Below are 16699 nucleotides of genomic sequence, written 5' to 3'. Positions count from 1 at the left end.
GGCCAGGTTGGGTCAGGGAGCCCACATGGGGCTGCGGGAGCGCGGACCGGTCAGGCGCGCCAGTTCGGCCTCGGCCGCGCTGGCGATGGCCTCCAGGCGGGCGCGCTGGTGCTGCAGCATCTGCCGCAGCCGCTCCGCCTCCCCCGGTCGCGCCGTGAGTGCGGCCGGCGAGGGCGGGGCGGAGGTCGCCGCGGCGCCGTTGATGTGCCGGATGCGGCGCACCAGCGAGAGCAGCCCCAGCAGCAGGCTCAAGCCGATTCCGCCTGCCAGCACGTCGGGGTAGCCCTCAGCCGGGTCCTGTCCGGTCGACGTCAGGTAGGCGAGCGCGGTCGCGGGCCCGATGGCGCCGCCCAACATGCGCGCGGTGGTGATGGAGCCGATGGCGGTGGCGTAGCGAGCGGGGGTCACGCCCAAGGTGCCCGCGATGGTCGCGGTCGTGGAGAGGAACCCGAACCCCGCGCCGGTGATAACCAGCCCGGCCAGCGCGCCCATCGAGGTGTGCGGAGCGGCGTACAGCACCACCAGGCCGATGGTGCTGAGGTAGGCGCCTGCGTAGATCGTCCAGGACGTGCCGGCGCGGCGGGCAGCCCGGGCCACCAGGGTGCTGGACAGCATGACGGCGGCAGACAGGGGGGCCAGGGCCACTCCCACGCCGGTGGGGCTCATCCCGGCGCCGCGTAGCACCAGCGGCGCGACCGCCAGCAGCGGGAAGGCCAGCAGCCCGTAGAGCAGTGACGTCAGCAGCCCCCACGTGAAGCCTGGGTACCGCCACAGCGGCGCAACCTGCTCAGCGCCCTCCGGGCGACGGCGCGCGCGGGCCCAGGCCAGGTTCGCGGCGCTCACCATCACGGCGCCCACCGCGAGCGTGGCGGGCGAGGTCCACCCCCACGAACCACCGCAGGACAGCAGCAGCACCGCCGCGGCGATGGCGGACGTTGAGGCGAGCATCCCCGGCACGTCCAGCGCCCCGCGCTCACCGGTCGGCGTGCGCGGCAGCGCCGCCACCAGGAGCAGCAGCGCGATGGCGGTGACGCCCATGGGCAGGTACAACGCCCGCCATCCGTAACCGTCGGCCATCAGCCCGCCGAAGGCATGCGCGACCAGCCCGCCGGCGCCGGTGGCCGCCCCCCACAGCGCGGCCGCGCCGCGCCGCTGCCGATTCCCAACACGGCTCAGCAGCAGCCCCAGCGCGGAGGGCAGCATCATCGCCGCTGCCACCCCTTGGGCCAGCCGTGCGCTCACCAGAAGTGGCCAGCTCGAGGCGAACGCCATCGTGAACGCGCCCGCGGCGAAGACCATCAGGCCCGCTGCCAGCAGCGCACGTCGGCCGATCAGGTCCGCCAGGCGACCGGCCGGAGTCAGCAGCGCCGCGATGGCGGCCAGGTAGGCGGTGGTGAGCAGGCTGACCTGCGCCAGCGGCACGCCTCGTGCGATCGGATCTTGACGGACCAGCGGCAGGACCAGGGTGGAGGCCAGCGTGTCTGCCATTACCAGGCCTGTCACGGCGGCACTGACCACCTGTACCAATCGCTGCGATGATGACGGGCGGCGGTGAGAAGCGCGCGTGGAGACGCGCGGCCGCCGTGAGGCCACGGAGTGGCCAGGCCCAGCGGTCACGACCATCGGGAACTCGTCGAGCCGCCGTGGTTGGGGACGCTCACGGCGATGAGCCGTTCGCTCAGGCTGATCGCGGGCCGACCGACCACCAGCAGCACTGGGTCACCGCCACTGACTTCGTCCTGGGCCGGCAACTCGTCGGCGCTCAGCCACGGCGCGGCCACCGTCAGCTGCTGGGTTCCGTGCTGATCATGGCTGTGGGTCCGGCGGCATGCCGTAGCGGCATTGGCTGACCGCACGGGTAGATGATCGTTCAACGGCATCGTTGCATCTCCGAGGGCGGGGGACATCGGTAATCGCTTGTGAGCAGGCCGCTGCACAGCCTCCGACCGCCAATCTGCTCACCCATATATTGGTGATCGAGCAGCAAGTCACTCATTTATTGATGAACACGATGTCTATGAGGCAAGGGGTGTGTCAAGATCTCCCGCCCATGTATTGTGGAATTCCTCGAAGAACCTTCATTTATGGAGGTGCGACCGTGAGGAGCGGGGACCGTGGCAGCAAAGAGTGATGTGCCTACACCTCGGGAGCTCGTGATCGCGGAACGGATCCAGCGCGCTCTGGCCGGCAAGAGTGACAAGGAACTCCAGGCGGTGTTGGGCTGGAGCTCCAGTCAGATCGGCCGGGCCAAGAGAGGCGAGATGACCAATCCGACGGCCAAGACCATGGGCGCCCTGCAAATCCTGTTTCCCGACGTGCCGTTGGGCTACTGGGCCGGCGAGGGAGCGGCATCAGCCGACGACTCCGCTTCCATTCCCGTGCCGGAACCGCCCACCCCGGAGATGGTCGTCCTGACTCGCAGCATCGGCGAGCTGGACGAACAGGCACGGCAGCAGATCGTCGACTTCACCAACATGGTCCGGCGCGTGCACGGACTTCCCCCTGTGGATCAATGACCGCCAGCGATCCCAGCTTCTGAGTGTTGCCTGCGAAGGGAGGATCACATGTTCCGGTTACCGCGCGGTCGGACACTGTTCAAGCAACTGCAGCGCGAACACGGCTCCCTGCTACGCCAGATGCCAGATCCCTTTGACCTCGAAGGGTTTTGTGCCCTGCTGAGCCGCTTGACGGACCGGCACGTGGTCGCGCACCCCTTCGAGCTTGGCCGATTCTCGCGGCTGGATGCGTGCGGGGTGGGCGGGCTCTACATCCGGACGGCCGACCTGGACATCATCGGGTACGCGGGGTACGTGCCCGTGCCGCATCAGCTGATGATGATCTTCCATGAGGCGGCGCACCTCGTCTGCGGCCATTACAAGGAGCCCGAGGCGCGGAAGAACATCGCTCGAACCATGGCCCCATCGTCGAGCGCCGCCGAGCCGTCCGGCTCAGAGCTGCGGGTCTTGACCCGCAGCATGGGAGAGCTGGACGAAGAAGCCAAGAGGCAGATCGCCGACTTCGCCGCTACGGCTCGGCAGGCGCAAGGCTTCTCCGGCGCTGGCGGCCGCAGCGAGATTCAGGCCGTCATGGGCCGCACCCTGCACGACCGGGGACGGCTGGAGCAAGAAGCCGACGCCCTGGCCATGGCCCTGGGGGATCGGGCCCGCCGCGGTGGGCTCAAGAGCCTCAACCCCGCACGCGGCGAGACCCTGCGCGAACTCGCCGGGCCCCTGCTCAACCCCTACCTCGATGAGTAGTCTGATTCTCGTCCTGACCTTGGTGCCGATGTGGGTGATCGCGCTGTTACGCATGCCGGGGATCCGCAGATCACCCCGGCACTTCCTGATCGCCCTCGCGCTGGCCTTCGGATGCGTGAATGCCACCATCGCCCCGCAGCCCGCGGTCCACGCCTGGCTGCTGCGCGTCAGCAACCTGCCCGGCCTGCCGTTCGCCATCGAGATGACCGCTGGAATGATCGCCATGTCTGCGGTCGGCGGCTGGCTGCAGCTGGGCCGGACAGCGGATCGCCGGCATCCCATACGCGTGCTGTGGCTCCTTTGGACGGTAGCCGGCGCCTTCATCGCCACCACCTCTGTCCTGGCCCTCACCCATCACCTGGACGGCCCCTCCTCCTACCTCGCCATCGGCCATCATCGGGGTTCGCCCGCACAGATGATCACTCTCGGGTTGTACGAGGGATACATGCTGGCCGTGTTCGTGACCGCGACCGTCGCCTTCACCGCGCTCGCCCGCGCGACCGTCTCGCGGCTCACCAAGGTCGGCCTGTACATGATGGCCATCGGCAACATCGGCGGCGCTCGCTCGCTGTACACATTGCTCTACCTGGTGCCCGATGCCCTCAGAACCTGGATGCCTGGTGTTCCGCCCTGGCCATGGCCATGGTCGGCCGACCTTGCGGCGGTCATCAATTACCCCGGCTACACCATCGGTTTCGTCGGTTTGACGGTGCCGGCCCTCGCCCTGCCGCTGAACTGGTATCGAGCTCGCCGCGACCTGCGCCTGCTCTCCCCGCTATGGCGGGCGCTACGCACCGCCTACCCTGACGTGATCCGGGTGCAGGAAAGCCTGCCGACCGGCGCCCTGCTGATTGCCGCGGTCACCGAGATCCACGACACTCTCGGACTTCTGGCGGCCTGGCCCGAATCGCCCGCGCTGCTAGCCAGGGCGCGCTCGGCGGCCAGAGCAGCCGGGCTGCCTGAGGATCGGATCGAGCCCGCGGCACATGCTGCCTGGATCGCCGCCGCACTGGCGCAGCGGCCGGACCTCGCGACCGAGCACACCAGCTGGACCTACGGCCAGGCGGCCCCCGACGATATCGCGGGCGGCATCTCGTGGATCACCAAGGTCGCTCGCGAATACGCTCAGGGCCCGCTGCCGCTGACCTCGGACGCCGCGCCCCTCTCGCAGCACCCAGGGCGCAGCTAGGCCGACGCTTCAGCGCGTTTCTTCAGTGCCTGATTGAGCTGTACGAACGTCGGCTCGAACCGGCGCACCACGGACCACATCATCGGAGCCATCGCCCCGGTGATGGTCTCTCGATGCAGCAGATGCGTGCCTCCCGCCCCATCGGGAGACAGTTCGAAATCGTGCAGTGAACTGGCGACACTGCGCGTGATCATGTTGACCCGCCAGGCCAGACGCCGTGGAGGCGTCGCCTCCTCTACCGTCGCGCGCGTCGGCATGACGACAGGGCCTCCCGGCCACATGGCCGTGGGCAGAGACAGTCGGCTTCCTGGCACCGCGGCGCCGCGCATCCGGGGCACCAGCGGATTCCATTCAGGATAGGCGCCGAAATCGCAGAGGATCTTCCATACCTGCTCGGGAGATGCCGAGATGTGGATCTCCGTCCGGACCTGGTGCACGCCTCACCTCGCGGTGTCGTCGGGAGGCATCCATGGCCACAACCCGCCATAGATGGATTAACTCCACCATACATGGAGGATGGATCTTGGTACAGGGCTAACACGATCACAACACCATACATGGACGAACAGACGCCCTCGCCAACAATTTATGGCCATCGATCTTGACATACCACCCACCGCGGCGACATCTTGTTTACCAATTAATTGACGACACATGACAGCTTTCACCAATATATGGTGACCGCGATGCAGGATGGCGAAAGAGGTGTGCCCCCATGCAAGCGGCCAATGCGACTCCGGCTCTCGCACCACCTGCCCAGGTCCGCCTCCGCGGGTCCGGACTCAAGCGCGGACTCCTTGTCCCTGCGAGCCCACAGTCCGCAGCCGGCTCGCTGACGCAATCCCCGCAGCCATGAATCACGTGACCAACCTCCTGACCTCGCTCTCTCCATCGCCGACCCCCACGGGGGAGCTGGACACCACGGGACTGGCCGATTTCCTCCGCGCCTTCTTCGGACCGCTCTTTCTGGTCACCGTCTCGGTGGTGGCGCTGTTCTTCCTGTTCACCAGAGAGATCACGCGCTTCGTTCAATTCCTGGCCGTCGCCGTCGTCATCGGCGTGATCTTCTACGTCCCCAACATCATCGAAACCCTGGCCAGGGGCATTGCCGCTGCCCTGGGGGTCACATGACGTCCAGCACGAGACACCCTGCCGCCGCAGACACAACGACCGCTCGTGGCCATCCCGCTTCCGCGCTGAGCCACCTTGCACAGACCGGCAGCGAACCTCTCCACATGTACCCCGGGCACCCATCGCCACGGCTTCGGCGGTTGGCGCGCCCTACCCGCTCATTCCCTCAGCAGCAGACGAGGAGTCCCATTGTGACCACCGCCCCCAAAACCGCCGAGACAGCATGGACGCCTGGCCCTTACGGCACCCCCTCACCTGCCCTGGCCGAGCGATACCGCTCCGCCCCGCTCGCCCCCATGGCCATGCCGAGCGGGGCGAACATCCTCACGGCTGTGAACTACGACGACGTTCAGGCCATCCTGGCCTGCCCAGGCAGCAGTCGTGATCTCACTGATCCGACGCTGCCACGGCCGATCAAGGGCCTGACCGTCGAGGACGTGCCCGGCATCCTGGTCAACATGGACGCCCCCGGCCACAGCCGGCAGCGCCGGATCCTCCGCACTGCCTTCACCGTGCAGGCGGCCGAGCAATGGCGGCAATCCTGCCGCACCCTCGCACACGAACTCCTCGACCCCGCCGACGGAGTCATCGACCTGGTCGCCGAATACGCCCTGCCCCTTGCCTCCCGCATGATCTGTCAAGTGCTGGGCGTACCCACCGCCGACCATCAGCAGTTCCACACCTGGAGCACGGCCTTCCTGACAACCAACACCGCCTCGGTTCAGAAGCGCATGGAGGCCTACGCCTCGTTCATGGCGTACGTGGCCCGCCTGGTGGACAGCCACCGCGCCAACCCCGGCGACGACCTTCTCGATGAGCTCATCGGCGCCCATGACGATGGAGATCAGTTGACAGAGACGGAACTGGTCAACATCGTCTTCATGATTATCACTGCCGGCCACGAGACCACTGCCATGATGATCTCCCGCGGCGTGTTCCGGCTGTTGCTGCACCCGCAGCAGTATCAGATCCTTGTCCAGGACCCCGCATTGATCCCCTCGGCAGTGGAGGAGATCCTCCGATACGACGGGCCCGGCAACCCCGGCCTGGTACGGCACGCCACCACCACCGTGAAACTCCCCTCCGGAGCAGTCGTACCCGCAGGCACCGTGGTGCTGCCACACATCGCCGCGGCCAACCACGATCCCCAGGCATTCCACTGCCCCGAACGATTCGACATCCGCCGCTACGATGAGGGCGCCGATACTCGAGGACACCTGGGCTTCGGACACGGCCCGCACTACTGCCTCGGCCACGCCTTCGCCAGGATGGAGTTGCAGGAGGCGCTGCGAGCCCTCACAAGCCGGGCTCCGGCGCTGCGCTGCGCCATCCCCTTGGAGGACGTGCCCTGGACCAGCCAGGAGTTCACCCACAAGCCCATGCGACTGCCGGTGCTGCTCGCCTGAAGCTGGCAGCGAGTTCTCGCGCTCAACTCTTCGCTCAGTGAGAGCCGCCGAGCAAAGTGCCATCAAGACGGCGTTCGGCTGACACTGCCTACGGGCCGCACTCCAACGCCGCCACATCCTGCTGCGACAACGCGGATGAGGCTGTGGCCGTGGGCTTGCTCATTGATCCCGACCACAGGAAGGAGGTCGCCCAACGAGACATCTCCCTCGAAGGGCAAGGCGATCGGGCATTCGACGCTCAATTGGACGGATCGCCACGCTCACGCCTCCAGAGGAACATCCGCCCGGATTCGGTAGTACTGCTTCCTCGGCTGTGATCATCAAGATTGGATTTCGTGTGACGGAGTGCTGATGTCATGAAACTGCGAGCAACTATGCGAATCGCCTGCGCGGCTCCTCGCAATCTGATTGTCTGTGCGCTACGGTCTCGATCACCAGTGATGGGAGGGGATGGCGATGGCACAGCTCAGCAAGGGGCAAAGGGACACATCGACGTTCGCGGTGCCGTCCGAGCTGAGACGCCGCATCGAGGATGCCGGCCAGCGCCATGGCTACACTCAGCCCGGCGTCTATCTGGCCGACCTGATCAGTGCCTTGCACCCGGAGCAACGCGAGGATCCGGAACGGGCCGCGTCTGTCCAGTCGGCGATTCCGATGCTGCTGGGAGCCGCGCAGGTGCCGGTGTCCGGCGGGAGGCATGTGTTCACGTTCCGGACTCCGCTGGGCGTGAAGCCCCGCATCAAGTCCGCGTACAAGGCCTACGGTTATTCCCGCATGACGGCCTATCTCGTGACCTTGATGAGTGCGTTGCACCCCGAGCCGAAAGAAGGCGATCACGGCCACGACGGTCGCGGGCTGGCGCCCGAGGCTGCTCGCTCGCTCGTTGGCATTCTGCTGAGCGGCGGCGCCGACACCTCGGCGGTGGACCTTCGATCCACTTACGAGCAGCAGTCGTTCCTGGATGTGTACGGCGCCGACCAGCCCCGGCAGAGCGCCGCTTAGATTCGCCGGCACTCCGGCAAGAGGAGGCACGCAGACGCCCATGTAAGCCGCGCCCACACCGGCGCACCCGCACAAATGCAGAGAGCCCCCGCGCTACCGGCCTGGAAAACCTTGCGCGAGAGCTCTCTCTACAAACCAGACGACCGGCCCGGCTCGTGTCGGCTTCGGCTTTCGCGTGCCTGGCCGGCGTCCAGACGTCTCGGAGACCACCATAGACGATGGATCACCGGGTCGGCTAGTCGTGCGCACATTCGGCGTGTTCGGCGTGTCCGGCCCTACCGCGATCTTTACCGCTCGCGCCTGCCCTAAACGGGGCACACCGCGAAGCGCGGAATCTGCCGCGCCGTGTGCCAGGCAGCGCCTTGCCGCGCCTGGTGATGGGGCGGGTCTTCAGCAGCCCCGCAGGGGCTTGCGCACGGCTCCTTGGCTGGTCGAAGTGCCGGCCGAGGGAACGCTTCGTGGCGTCGCGACGAGCCGGGTGCGCTCTGCCCCGACCGGCCTCAGGCGGCCCGTCGTCGGGCCGTCGATCTGCCACCGCCTCCAGCTCGCCACCGTGGTTGCGCGGTCGGCGCATCACACCCAGCTTCGGCCGGAGGCGCCCTTGGCCTGAATAGCCCATCGCCCGGACGACATTCCGGCCCTTCTAACCCCATAACGCACCTCGGGTGCGCGATCGGCCACCGGCACGATCGCCGGCACCTGTCTTTGGTGCGCCCACCAACACCGCAGGAGCACACCGTGAGCCATGCGCTCTCTTCAGTACGCCCGAAAACGGTGCCAGGTCCGACAACCCCTGGCATCGGCAGCGGTGACGTTCGCCTGCCTGCGGACCGCCTCGTCATGGGCCCACCCGATGTCACCGCCGCGTTCCCGTGGCTCGCACACCGGCTGCAGGTGATCCCGGAGGCGCCCGTGATCTAGATCAGCCGCCCGCCCGGAGGAGACATACCCGGGATCTCCTAACCCCATAACGCACCTCGGGTGCGCGATCGGCCACCGGCACGATCGCCGGCACCTGTCTTTGGTGCGCCCACCAACACCGCAGGAGCACACCGTGAGCCATGCGCTCTCTTCAGCATGCCCGAAAACAGCCCCCGGCCACCGCTTTGACCGGCGTTCCGGCGAGGCCGACGCCCCGAGCCCAGCCGGGACCGCGCGCTCTCCCGTCCGCCTGGACGACCTGCCGGACGGCACGGTCAAAGTCCCCCTCGAACTGCCGCATGGAGCGGCCTGGCCGGTCGCGGCGCAGATCGCCGCGCTGTCGCAGCGGCAGGCGGGCTGCACCGCGAGCATCGGTTACCTGGCCAGGCGGCTCGGGGTGCACCCTTCCACGATCTACCAGGGGCTCGCTGCGGCCGGAGGATGGATCGTCACCGACTCCAGCACGTCCGTGACCCGCCGCTTTCTGGCCCCGATCCCGCAGAACGCCGCGTGGGCCCGGATTTCCTACCGGGCGGCGGCCGGAGTCGGCTGTCACCGTGTCGGCGGCGTGTGGGCGCCCCGCCGGAACCGGGCCGCGCTGCTGGAGCTGTATTGCCGGTTGCGCCGCGAGGAGGAGGTCGGCCGGGTTCGTGAGCAAGCCGCGCTGGCCGAGGATCTGGGGGTGACGGATCGGACGGTGCGGTCTCTGCTGGCCACGCTGGAGATGGACGGCTGGATCACCGGCCACCGTATGGGCCGTTTGATCGCTTACCGGACGCATGATGCGCCCTTGCGCTCCGGTCCCGGGGTTCGTGAGGAGGAGGCGGGCGGGGGCGCCGTGTCCGCAGGGGAAGATCGACCCCGGAAAGCTGAACGAGGTGATCGCGGAAGCCACGGCGAAACGATCTCGGAAGCCGAGCCTGCACAGAAGCCTGACGATCAAGCGGGAGGGAGGAAGCGTGATTGTTCTCCTCTCGCCGTAGGCGATCTACAGCGCCGTAGGAGCGCTGAGGACGGGTCGCTGCGCGAGAGGGCACAAACCGGCGGCGTCGACAGGCAGGTGGTGGAGCGGCTGCCGCGCCCGGCGGTGCGACCCGGCGGGGCGCTGAGTGTGATGTGCGCGTTGCCGATCGAGTGGCAGGCGCGCATGTCGGATACCGATCGGGAGCGGGTATTGGCCGCGATCGAAGCTGAGCTCGGCAAAGGCCGGACCGCCGCCGAGCTGTCGGCTCGGGTGCGTCGCCGACTGGCGGTCTGGCGTGGGTTGCCGGTGCGGCGGCCGGTGGCGGCGGCCTTGACGGTGCTGCGGCGCGGCTACCGCTGCCCGCGTCCTGAGTGTGAGGATCATGTGCTGCCCTCCGGGCATCCCTGTCTGGCGTGCGTGGCCATCGGAGCGCAGGTGAATGAGGCACGCCGGGCGCCGGACGTCGCCTCTGCCATCCGCAGCCCTGGTGACCGACCGGCACGGCCGCTCAAGCCCGCACCCTCTCCCCCGCTTTTTCGGGGCGGTTCGCCGGACGACTTCGCCGATGCGCGCCGCCGTGGCGCCGCCCTGGCCCGCCGTGCGCTGGAAGCCCGGGGGCTGCCGATCGTCGACCGGCTCACCTCGTCCTGGCGAGGCACTCGTACGGGGCGGGGGTGAGGCAGGTGGGCGCGCAGGCGTCAGGACCGGCTCCGTTCCGGGACGTGGACCCTGTGGGCCATGGTCCCCGCACGCGGGAGCGATCGCCGAAGGCCCAGGTGCGTGAACGCGTATCCGATCTCGGCTGCGGTCGGGTCCTGGACAGCGCCTCGATGATCGTGCACTCATGGCGGGGCCGTGTCCTCATCACCAGGTCACGACGACAGGGGCGAGACAGTGGGCGGTCGGGTCGTGGTCGGTCAGCAGTTGCCGGTGCGACGTGCTGTCATCAGCCAGGCCCGCTTTCCTGCGGGCGCGGCGACGGGCGGGACTGATGCGTTTTCCGGTGATTCGCCGCCGGGCTGAAGGCCCTTGGAGCTTGCCTGCGGTGCGAGGAGAACATGACAAGTTGTCGAGCGCCCGATCGCTGAGCGAGCCGGCCGGGCGGCCTTGCCGTTCAGGGCAGCAGAACGGGTTTGACGACCTCGCCCGCGACGGCGGCCTGCTCGGCTTCGTTGATGTGGGCCAGGAGGAAGGTCGTGATCAGTTTTTCGACGGGAAGCGTCCCTGCTGCCAGAGCCGGACCAGCGCGGGGATGAGGAGTTGCGGGACGGCGTCGCCTTCGCAGCTGCCCATGAGGTTGCCTCCGGCCAGTACGAGCTTGGGATCGAGCACCAGGTCCGCCTGGGGAGCGCCGAGCAGGCCGCAGGTGCCGGTGGGGCGCAGCGCGGCGATCGCGGTGGCGATGACCGCAGGCAGGCCCGTGGTGTCGATCGTGTAGTGGGCTTCGCCGGTCACCTCCTGCAAACGTCTCGGCAGGTCCTCACGGGTTCCGTCGAAGGCGTGGGTCGCTCCGAGTCCCCGCGCCAGGTCCAGGCGTGCGGGGCGGACGTCGATGGCGACGATCGTGGCGGCGACGGCCACCCGCGCGGCCATGATCGCGCTCAGGCCGACCGCTCCCGTCCCGAAAACGATCATGCTGGATCCTGTGGCCACCTTGAGCGCGAGCAGCACAGTTACCCGCGCCGGTCTGGATCGCGCAGCCCAGTGGGCCGAGTATCGCCAGCGGCAGGTCCCTGCCGACCTTGACCGCGTTGCGGGCCGCGACCACCGCGTGGGTGGCGAACGAGGACTGCCCGAACCATCGTGCGGCCACCGGATCCCCCGCATGATCGCGTACGGGGCCCGGTCCGTCCACGCCGTCGCCAGTGAGGTTGCGCGGGAAGAATGTGGCGCAGTAGGCGGGGTGTCCGGCCAGGCACAGGTCGCAGCAGCGGCAGGAGTCGTAGGACAGGACGACGTGGTCTCCCGGGCGCAACCCGGTCACCCCGGGCCTATCTCCTCCACCATTCCCGCGCCTTCGTGCCCGAGGATGAGCGGCCACTGGGCCGGATACCCCGGTGCGCGCGGCAGGAGGTCGGTGTGGCACATCCCGACCCCGGCGATCTTGATCAGGACTTTTCCCGCGTCCGGGTCGCGAAGCTCGACGTCCTCCAGGTGGTGCGGAGCGTCGGGTGCTCGCAGTACGGCCATCTTGATGTGCATGACCTTCCTTCCTCGGTCGCGCACTGCCTCGTCCGCCGCGCCCGCCCGGGGGCGGTCAGAGGTGAAGATCGCGCTCCTCGCCGTCGGGGTCGCCGCAGTCCGGCGGCCATCGTCCCCGGCACGGCGGCAGGGACGCATCTGTCGCATGACTGGGTGGCGCGCGCCTGTCCGGGGTTGGCCGGTCTTCGTCCGTGGCGGGGGGATCGTTGGCGGCTCTTGGCGGCAGCACCGGTAGGAGTCCCGCATCGCACATTGGTGAGCTGGGCCAGGTCCGAGATCGCCGCTTTTCTGGAGCAGGCTCGCCCGCAGATGGAGATGGCCGGTGGCTTGAGTCGCTGTATCGAACTCGTCTCGGCGAGGATGTTTCTCTGGGCGGCCGCCCTTGGGCGTCAGACAGGCGGGCACCGGTAGCAGGGGCTCGATGAAGTCCCACTCTGCGTCGGAGGTGTCTGAAGGACAAAGGCGATGACGCATCGGGCTCACGCTCCCGCCTTGGACAGCAAGGCCGGCGCCGACTGGACCGCGTTGAGCTGCCCCAGTACCAGATTGGTCCATTCCTCCTCGGGTCGCGCGGCCGCGTGCGGCCACGGTGGCCGACAGCAGGCTGCTGATCCGGGTCGACTCGGTGCGCGAGCGTTCGTAGGCGATCCAGTCGTCGGGTGAAGATGAGAAGCGGTAGCCGTCGACGTAGGTCCAGATCAGCGGGGTCAGGTGCGCCATCGGCGAGACCTCGCGGCTGTAAAGGATGCCCTTGCGGACATGGCTAAGGCTCAGCCCGGTGGCGCCCACCAGCTGGTGAGCGGTCAGCCCGGCCGGGGCGAGCCTCCAGCAGTGCCAAGCGCACCTGGTCGCCACAGACGTTGGCGGCCAGGCCCCGCCGACGCTGCTTCCGGTCATCGCCGTCAGCCACAAGCCGACGTGATCGAGCTGCGGCAGGCCCCGCGCAAGCGGCATGACGGCATGACGGATCTCCGGTGGGACGAGCTCGGAGATCTGTTCGATCCCAACCTGATGGGCGCATTGCCGGACTTTTTCGTCCCGGACGCCACCGTCGGAGACCGCGCCAGCGAGACCGAGTCGACCTCCTGGCTGAGGTTGACTCGTTGGAAGAGGTGTTGGAGCGGGCGAAGACCGATTGGCGTCTGGACTTCTGACGCCAAAAGCACGCCATCGATCGACGGATGCGGCACAGTCGAGCACATCACCGTGCCGGTCTCTTGTGCGGCATCGCAGCAGGTGCGGGTTTTATCCAGGGATATCTCCAAGCTCGCCCGGTTTGCGCCTGCCGCATCTGGCCGTGCGGCGTACGATCGGCTCACCTGTTGGATCCGGCCGGAGGGCGTATGGACGTCTCTGCTGTGGTGCCGTTGCTGATGCCGTATGCGAGCGCGGCTATCGCCGCCTACGGGAGTGCGGTGCTGACCAAGGCGCAGGACGTGGCCGCCGATGAGACGATCGGCATGGGGCAGCGCCTGCTGCAGCGCATCTGGCAACGGCCGGAAAGCCAGGCCGAGCTGGAGAGCGCGGTGGCCGACCGGGTTCAGGCGCCTGACGATGATGACAGCCTGGCCGCGCTGCGGTTGCAGATCAAGAAGGCGCTCGCCGCCGATCCGGCGCTGGCCAAGGAACTCGCCGACATGCTCGGCTCGGCCACCGCCTCGATGACGGTGAACGCCATCGGTGAGCGAGCGGTGGCTGTGAGAACCAACACCGGCATCATCCAGACTGGCGACCACAGTCACGCCGAGCGGTGAGCATTCCCCCGCGGGAGCACCCCTCGGCATCCGCCCGAGGGCCCGGCGCCGTTGGCGTGGTGACCAATCACGGCATCATCCAGACCGGTCCCAACGCCTCAGCGACCATCGTGCAACCCACACGTCCCGCCCCTCAGGCCCTGGCCGGTCTGCCGGCCGCGCCGGTCGGCTTCGTCGGCCGCGCCGGGGCTCTGAAGGAAGTGCTGGCGTTCCTGGACCGGGCAGGCGGGAGTGGGGCGGCGAGGGTGTTAGCGGTGGCGGGAATGGCCGGGGTGGGCAAGACTGCGCTGGCGCTGGTTGCCGCTCACCAGGCGATGGCCGAGGACTGGTTCGGTGGCGGGGTTTTCTTCATCGACCTACGCGGGTACACCCCCGACCCGTGCGAGCGCGTGCCCGCCACCGCGGCGGCGGGGCAGTTGCTGCGAGCGATGGGCATCCGCGACACTGATCTCCCGCCCACCGGCGAGGAGCAGCTAGGCTTGTACCGGTCGATGCTGGAGGAGCGGGCCCGCAAGGGACGGGCGGTGCTGGTGGTGGCCGACAACGCCGCCACGACCGGCCAGGTGGAGCCACTGTTGCCGGCCCAGCCGTGTCACCGGCTGCTGGTCACCTCCCGGCACATCCTGGCCCTGCCGGCCCATCTGGTCGATCTGGCCGTGTTGCCCGAGGCCGACGCGGTTGACCTGCTGGGCACCGCTCTGGAGATGGGGCGGGCCGATCCGCGTGTCGCGGCCGAGCCCGGGCCCGCGAAGGAGATCGGGCGGTTGTGCGGGCGGCTGCCGCTGGCGTTGCAGATCATCGCTGCCCTGCTGCGCGCCGAGCCCGGCCGTCCTCTTGCTGACGTGGCCGCGGAACTCGCCGACGCCCACCACCGGCTGGATGCCCTCGACAGCGGCGACCGTGACCCATACGGCCGCCCGCTGGCGGTCCGGGCCGCGTTCGACCTGTCCTACCAGCACCTGCTGGCCGACCAGCCCGAGCAGGCCCGGCTGTTCCGGCTGCTGCCGCTCAACCCCGGCCCGGACATCTCGCTCCCGGCCGCGGCCGCCCTGGCCGATACATCGGAGCCGGTGGTACGGCGGCACCTGGCCGCACTGGCCCGCGCTCACTTGCTCACCACGCCGGTCGCCGGCCGGTGGGGCATGCACGACCTGGTCCGCCTGTACGCCGGCCAGCACGGTCTCAGTCAGGCAGTCGACGACCAGCGCGAGCAGGCGCTGGACCGCCTTCTGGGGCATTACCTCGACACGGCCGAGTTCGCCAACGCTCATCTGCGCGCCCTGTCCGGCCAGCCTGTTCCGGACCGGTTCACCGGACGAGACGACGCCCTGGCCTGGTTCGGCGCCGAACGCGCCAACCTCGTCACCGCCGTCGCTGTGGCCCATGCCGCCGGTCGCCATCAGATCGCCTCCTGCCTGTCGGCATGCCTGAACGTCTACCTGTCCTGGCGGCGGGCCCTCGACGATCTCCTGACGGTCAGCACAATCGCGGCGGCCGCCGCCAGCCAGCTCGGCGACCGCCGCGGCGAAGGCGGGGCACTGAACAACCTCGGCCTCGCCCTGCGCGCGGTGCGGCGCTTCGAGGAGGCCATCACCGTCCACCGGAACGCCGTCACCATCTACCGCGAACTCAGCGATCGCCACGGCGAAGGCCAGGCGCTGAACAATCTGGGCAATGCCCTGCAAGAAGTACGGCGCTTCGGCGAGGCCATCACCGTCCACCGGAACGCCGTCACCATCTACCGCGAACTCGGCGATCGCCACGGCGAGAGCGGAGCGCTGAACAACCTCGGCCTCGACCTGCGTGAACTGCGCCGCTTCGAGGAGGCCGTCACCGCCCACCAGGACGCCGTCGCCCTCTGTCGCGGGCTTGGTGACCGCCGCGGCGAAGGCCAGGCGCTGAACAACCTCGGCCTCGCCCTGCAAGAAGTGCGGCGCTTCGGCGGGGCCATCACCGCCCACCGGGCCGCTGCCACCATCTATCGTGATCTCGGAGATCGGCACAGCGAGGGCACGGCGCTGAACAACCTCGGCCTCGCCCTGCAAGAAGTGCGGCGTTTCGAGGTTGCCATCATCGCACTCCGGGCCGCCGCCACCCTCCATCGTGATCTCGGCGACCGTCAGGGCGAAGGCCTGGCCCTGAACAACCTCGGCCTTGTTCTACGCCGGATACGGCGCTTCGAGGAGGCCATCGCCGCTCACCAGCAAGACCTGCGCATCTGCCGCGATCTCGGCGACCGTCACGGGGAAGGCCGGGCGCTGAACAACCTCGGCCTCGCCCTGCACGGATCACGGCGTTGGGAGGAGGCCATCACCACCTACCAGGACGCCGTCGTCCTCTGCCGCGATCTCGGCGACCGTCACGGGGAAGGCCGGGCGCTGAACAACCTCGGCCTCGCCCTGCAAGAAGTGCGGCAGTTCGGTGAAGCCATCACCGTCCTTCAGCAATGCCTGCACATCTGCCGCGATCTCGGCGACCGCCACGGCGAGGGCCAGGCGCTGAACAACCTCGGCCTCGCCCTGCGCGAATCACGGCGTTGCGAGGAGGCCATCGCCACCTACCAGGACGCCGCCGCCATCCACCGCGATCTCGGCGACCGCCATGGCCAAGGCCTGGCACTGAACAACCTCGGCCTCGCCCTGCACGATATGGGGCGAGTCGATGAGGCCATCATCGCGTTCAAGCGGGCTCTAACGATGTTCGACTCCATGAAGGACGATCACATCCTCGATTTCGTGCGAGCCAAACTCACAGCGGCGCAGCGGCAACGAGCTGAGGGCTGAGGCAAGGCATCACGTCTTCTCGCGCTGACGAGTTGCCCGACGAACGCGTGCGACCTCGTTGATCCGTCACGGTACCTTCCGTTTTCCGCG

15 protein-coding genes and 1 pseudogene are annotated in these 16699 nt (G+C 68.5%); 10 read left to right on the top strand and 6 right to left on the bottom strand.

What is annotated here, in order from left to right:
* Window positions 1-12 precede the first annotated feature (12 nt).
* Both KIS93_RS05050 and KIS93_RS05045 read right to left on the bottom strand, forming a co-directional pair.
* A complete protein-coding gene (locus KIS93_RS05050) occupies window positions 13-1488 on the bottom strand; it encodes an MFS transporter (RefSeq protein WP_186403793.1) in 1476 nt (491 codons plus the stop codon).
* Window positions 1489-1613: 125 nt separating this feature from the next.
* Window positions 1614-1880, bottom strand: a complete 267-nt coding sequence (locus KIS93_RS05045; RefSeq protein WP_186403792.1) for a hypothetical protein — start codon at window positions 1878-1880, stop codon at window positions 1614-1616.
* 234 nt (window positions 1881-2114) lie between these two features.
* Between KIS93_RS05045 and KIS93_RS05040 the strand changes: the two genes are divergently transcribed.
* The 3 genes from KIS93_RS05040 to KIS93_RS05030 are packed head-to-tail and all read left to right on the top strand — an operon-like array spanning window position 2115 to window position 4446.
* On the top strand, window positions 2115-2516 hold the full coding sequence (locus tag KIS93_RS05040; protein ID WP_186403791.1) for a helix-turn-helix domain-containing protein: 402 nt from the start codon (window positions 2115-2117) through the stop codon (window positions 2514-2516).
* A 48-nt stretch (window positions 2517-2564) separates the two neighbouring features.
* The gene (locus tag KIS93_RS05035) at window positions 2565-3257 is read left to right on the top strand and encodes a hypothetical protein (protein WP_186403790.1); all 693 of its coding nucleotides are present in this window, start codon (window positions 2565-2567) and stop codon (window positions 3255-3257) included.
* A complete protein-coding gene (locus tag KIS93_RS05030) occupies window positions 3250-4446 on the top strand; it encodes a DUF6545 domain-containing protein (RefSeq protein WP_186403789.1) in 1197 nt (398 codons plus the stop codon). Before KIS93_RS05035 ends, KIS93_RS05030 begins: the two co-directional genes overlap by 8 nt.
* Here the strand turns inward: KIS93_RS05030 and KIS93_RS05025 are convergent.
* Complete coding sequence (locus tag KIS93_RS05025; RefSeq protein ID WP_186403788.1) at window positions 4443-4883, bottom strand: SRPBCC domain-containing protein; 441 nt, start codon at window positions 4881-4883, stop codon at window positions 4443-4445. The two genes, KIS93_RS05030 and KIS93_RS05025, sit on opposite strands and share 4 nt — an antisense overlap.
* Window positions 4884-5298: 415 nt before the next feature.
* Between KIS93_RS05025 and KIS93_RS05020 the strand changes: the two genes are divergently transcribed.
* The 4 genes from KIS93_RS05020 to KIS93_RS05005 all read left to right on the top strand — a co-directional run bounded on the left by KIS93_RS05020 (window position 5299) and on the right by KIS93_RS05005 (window position 10548).
* Window positions 5299-5577, top strand: a complete 279-nt coding sequence (locus KIS93_RS05020) for a hypothetical protein (RefSeq protein ID WP_186403787.1) — start codon at window positions 5299-5301, stop codon at window positions 5575-5577.
* Between the two features lie 332 nt (window positions 5578-5909).
* Entirely contained in the window at window positions 5910-6983 is a 1074-nt protein-coding gene (locus KIS93_RS05015) for a cytochrome P450 (protein ID WP_246005189.1), read from the top strand.
* Between the two features lie 456 nt (window positions 6984-7439).
* On the top strand, window positions 7440-7985 hold the full coding sequence (locus KIS93_RS05010) for a hypothetical protein (protein ID WP_186403785.1): 546 nt from the start codon (window positions 7440-7442) through the stop codon (window positions 7983-7985).
* A 1054-nt stretch (window positions 7986-9039) separates the two neighbouring features.
* Entirely contained in the window at window positions 9040-10548 is a 1509-nt protein-coding gene (locus tag KIS93_RS05005) for a hypothetical protein (protein WP_186403784.1), read from the top strand.
* A gap of 522 nt (window positions 10549-11070) precedes the next feature.
* Here the strand turns inward: KIS93_RS05005 and KIS93_RS62995 are convergent.
* The 3 genes and pseudogenes from KIS93_RS62995 to KIS93_RS64595 all read right to left on the bottom strand — a co-directional run.
* On the bottom strand, window positions 11071-11505 hold the full coding sequence (locus KIS93_RS62995) for a zinc-binding dehydrogenase (protein WP_222107253.1): 435 nt from the start codon (window positions 11503-11505) through the stop codon (window positions 11071-11073).
* A 345-nt stretch (window positions 11506-11850) separates the two neighbouring features.
* A complete protein-coding gene (locus KIS93_RS64600) occupies window positions 11851-12072 on the bottom strand; it encodes an alcohol dehydrogenase catalytic domain-containing protein (RefSeq protein WP_246005225.1) in 222 nt (73 codons plus the stop codon).
* Window positions 12073-12411: 339 nt separating this feature from the next.
* Window positions 12412-12546, bottom strand: a pseudogene (locus KIS93_RS64595) (IS5-like element IS4811 family transposase); the annotation flags it as partial.
* Window positions 12547-12990: 444 nt separating this feature from the next.
* On the opposite strand from KIS93_RS64595, the gene KIS93_RS04990 reads away from it, so the two are divergent.
* From KIS93_RS04990 to KIS93_RS04980, 3 genes are read left to right on the top strand one after another with little or no spacing between them, the layout of a single operon-like run.
* On the top strand, window positions 12991-13446 hold the full coding sequence (locus KIS93_RS04990; RefSeq protein WP_186404011.1) for a hypothetical protein: 456 nt from the start codon (window positions 12991-12993) through the stop codon (window positions 13444-13446).
* Window positions 13416-13826, top strand: a complete 411-nt coding sequence (locus tag KIS93_RS04985; RefSeq protein WP_186403783.1) for a hypothetical protein — start codon at window positions 13416-13418, stop codon at window positions 13824-13826. Before KIS93_RS04990 ends, KIS93_RS04985 begins: the two co-directional genes overlap by 31 nt.
* 59 nt (window positions 13827-13885) lie before the next feature.
* The gene (locus KIS93_RS04980) at window positions 13886-16609 is read left to right on the top strand and encodes an ATP-binding protein (protein ID WP_186403782.1); all 2724 of its coding nucleotides are present in this window, start codon (window positions 13886-13888) and stop codon (window positions 16607-16609) included.
* Window positions 16610-16699 lie beyond the last annotated feature (90 nt).

It is taken from the genome of [Actinomadura] parvosata subsp. kistnae, from assembly GCF_900323885.1.
GTDB classification, from domain to species: domain Bacteria; phylum Actinomycetota; class Actinomycetes; order Streptosporangiales; family Streptosporangiaceae; genus Nonomuraea; species Nonomuraea composti.
This window is presented reverse-complemented; position numbering and strand designations above follow the sequence as displayed.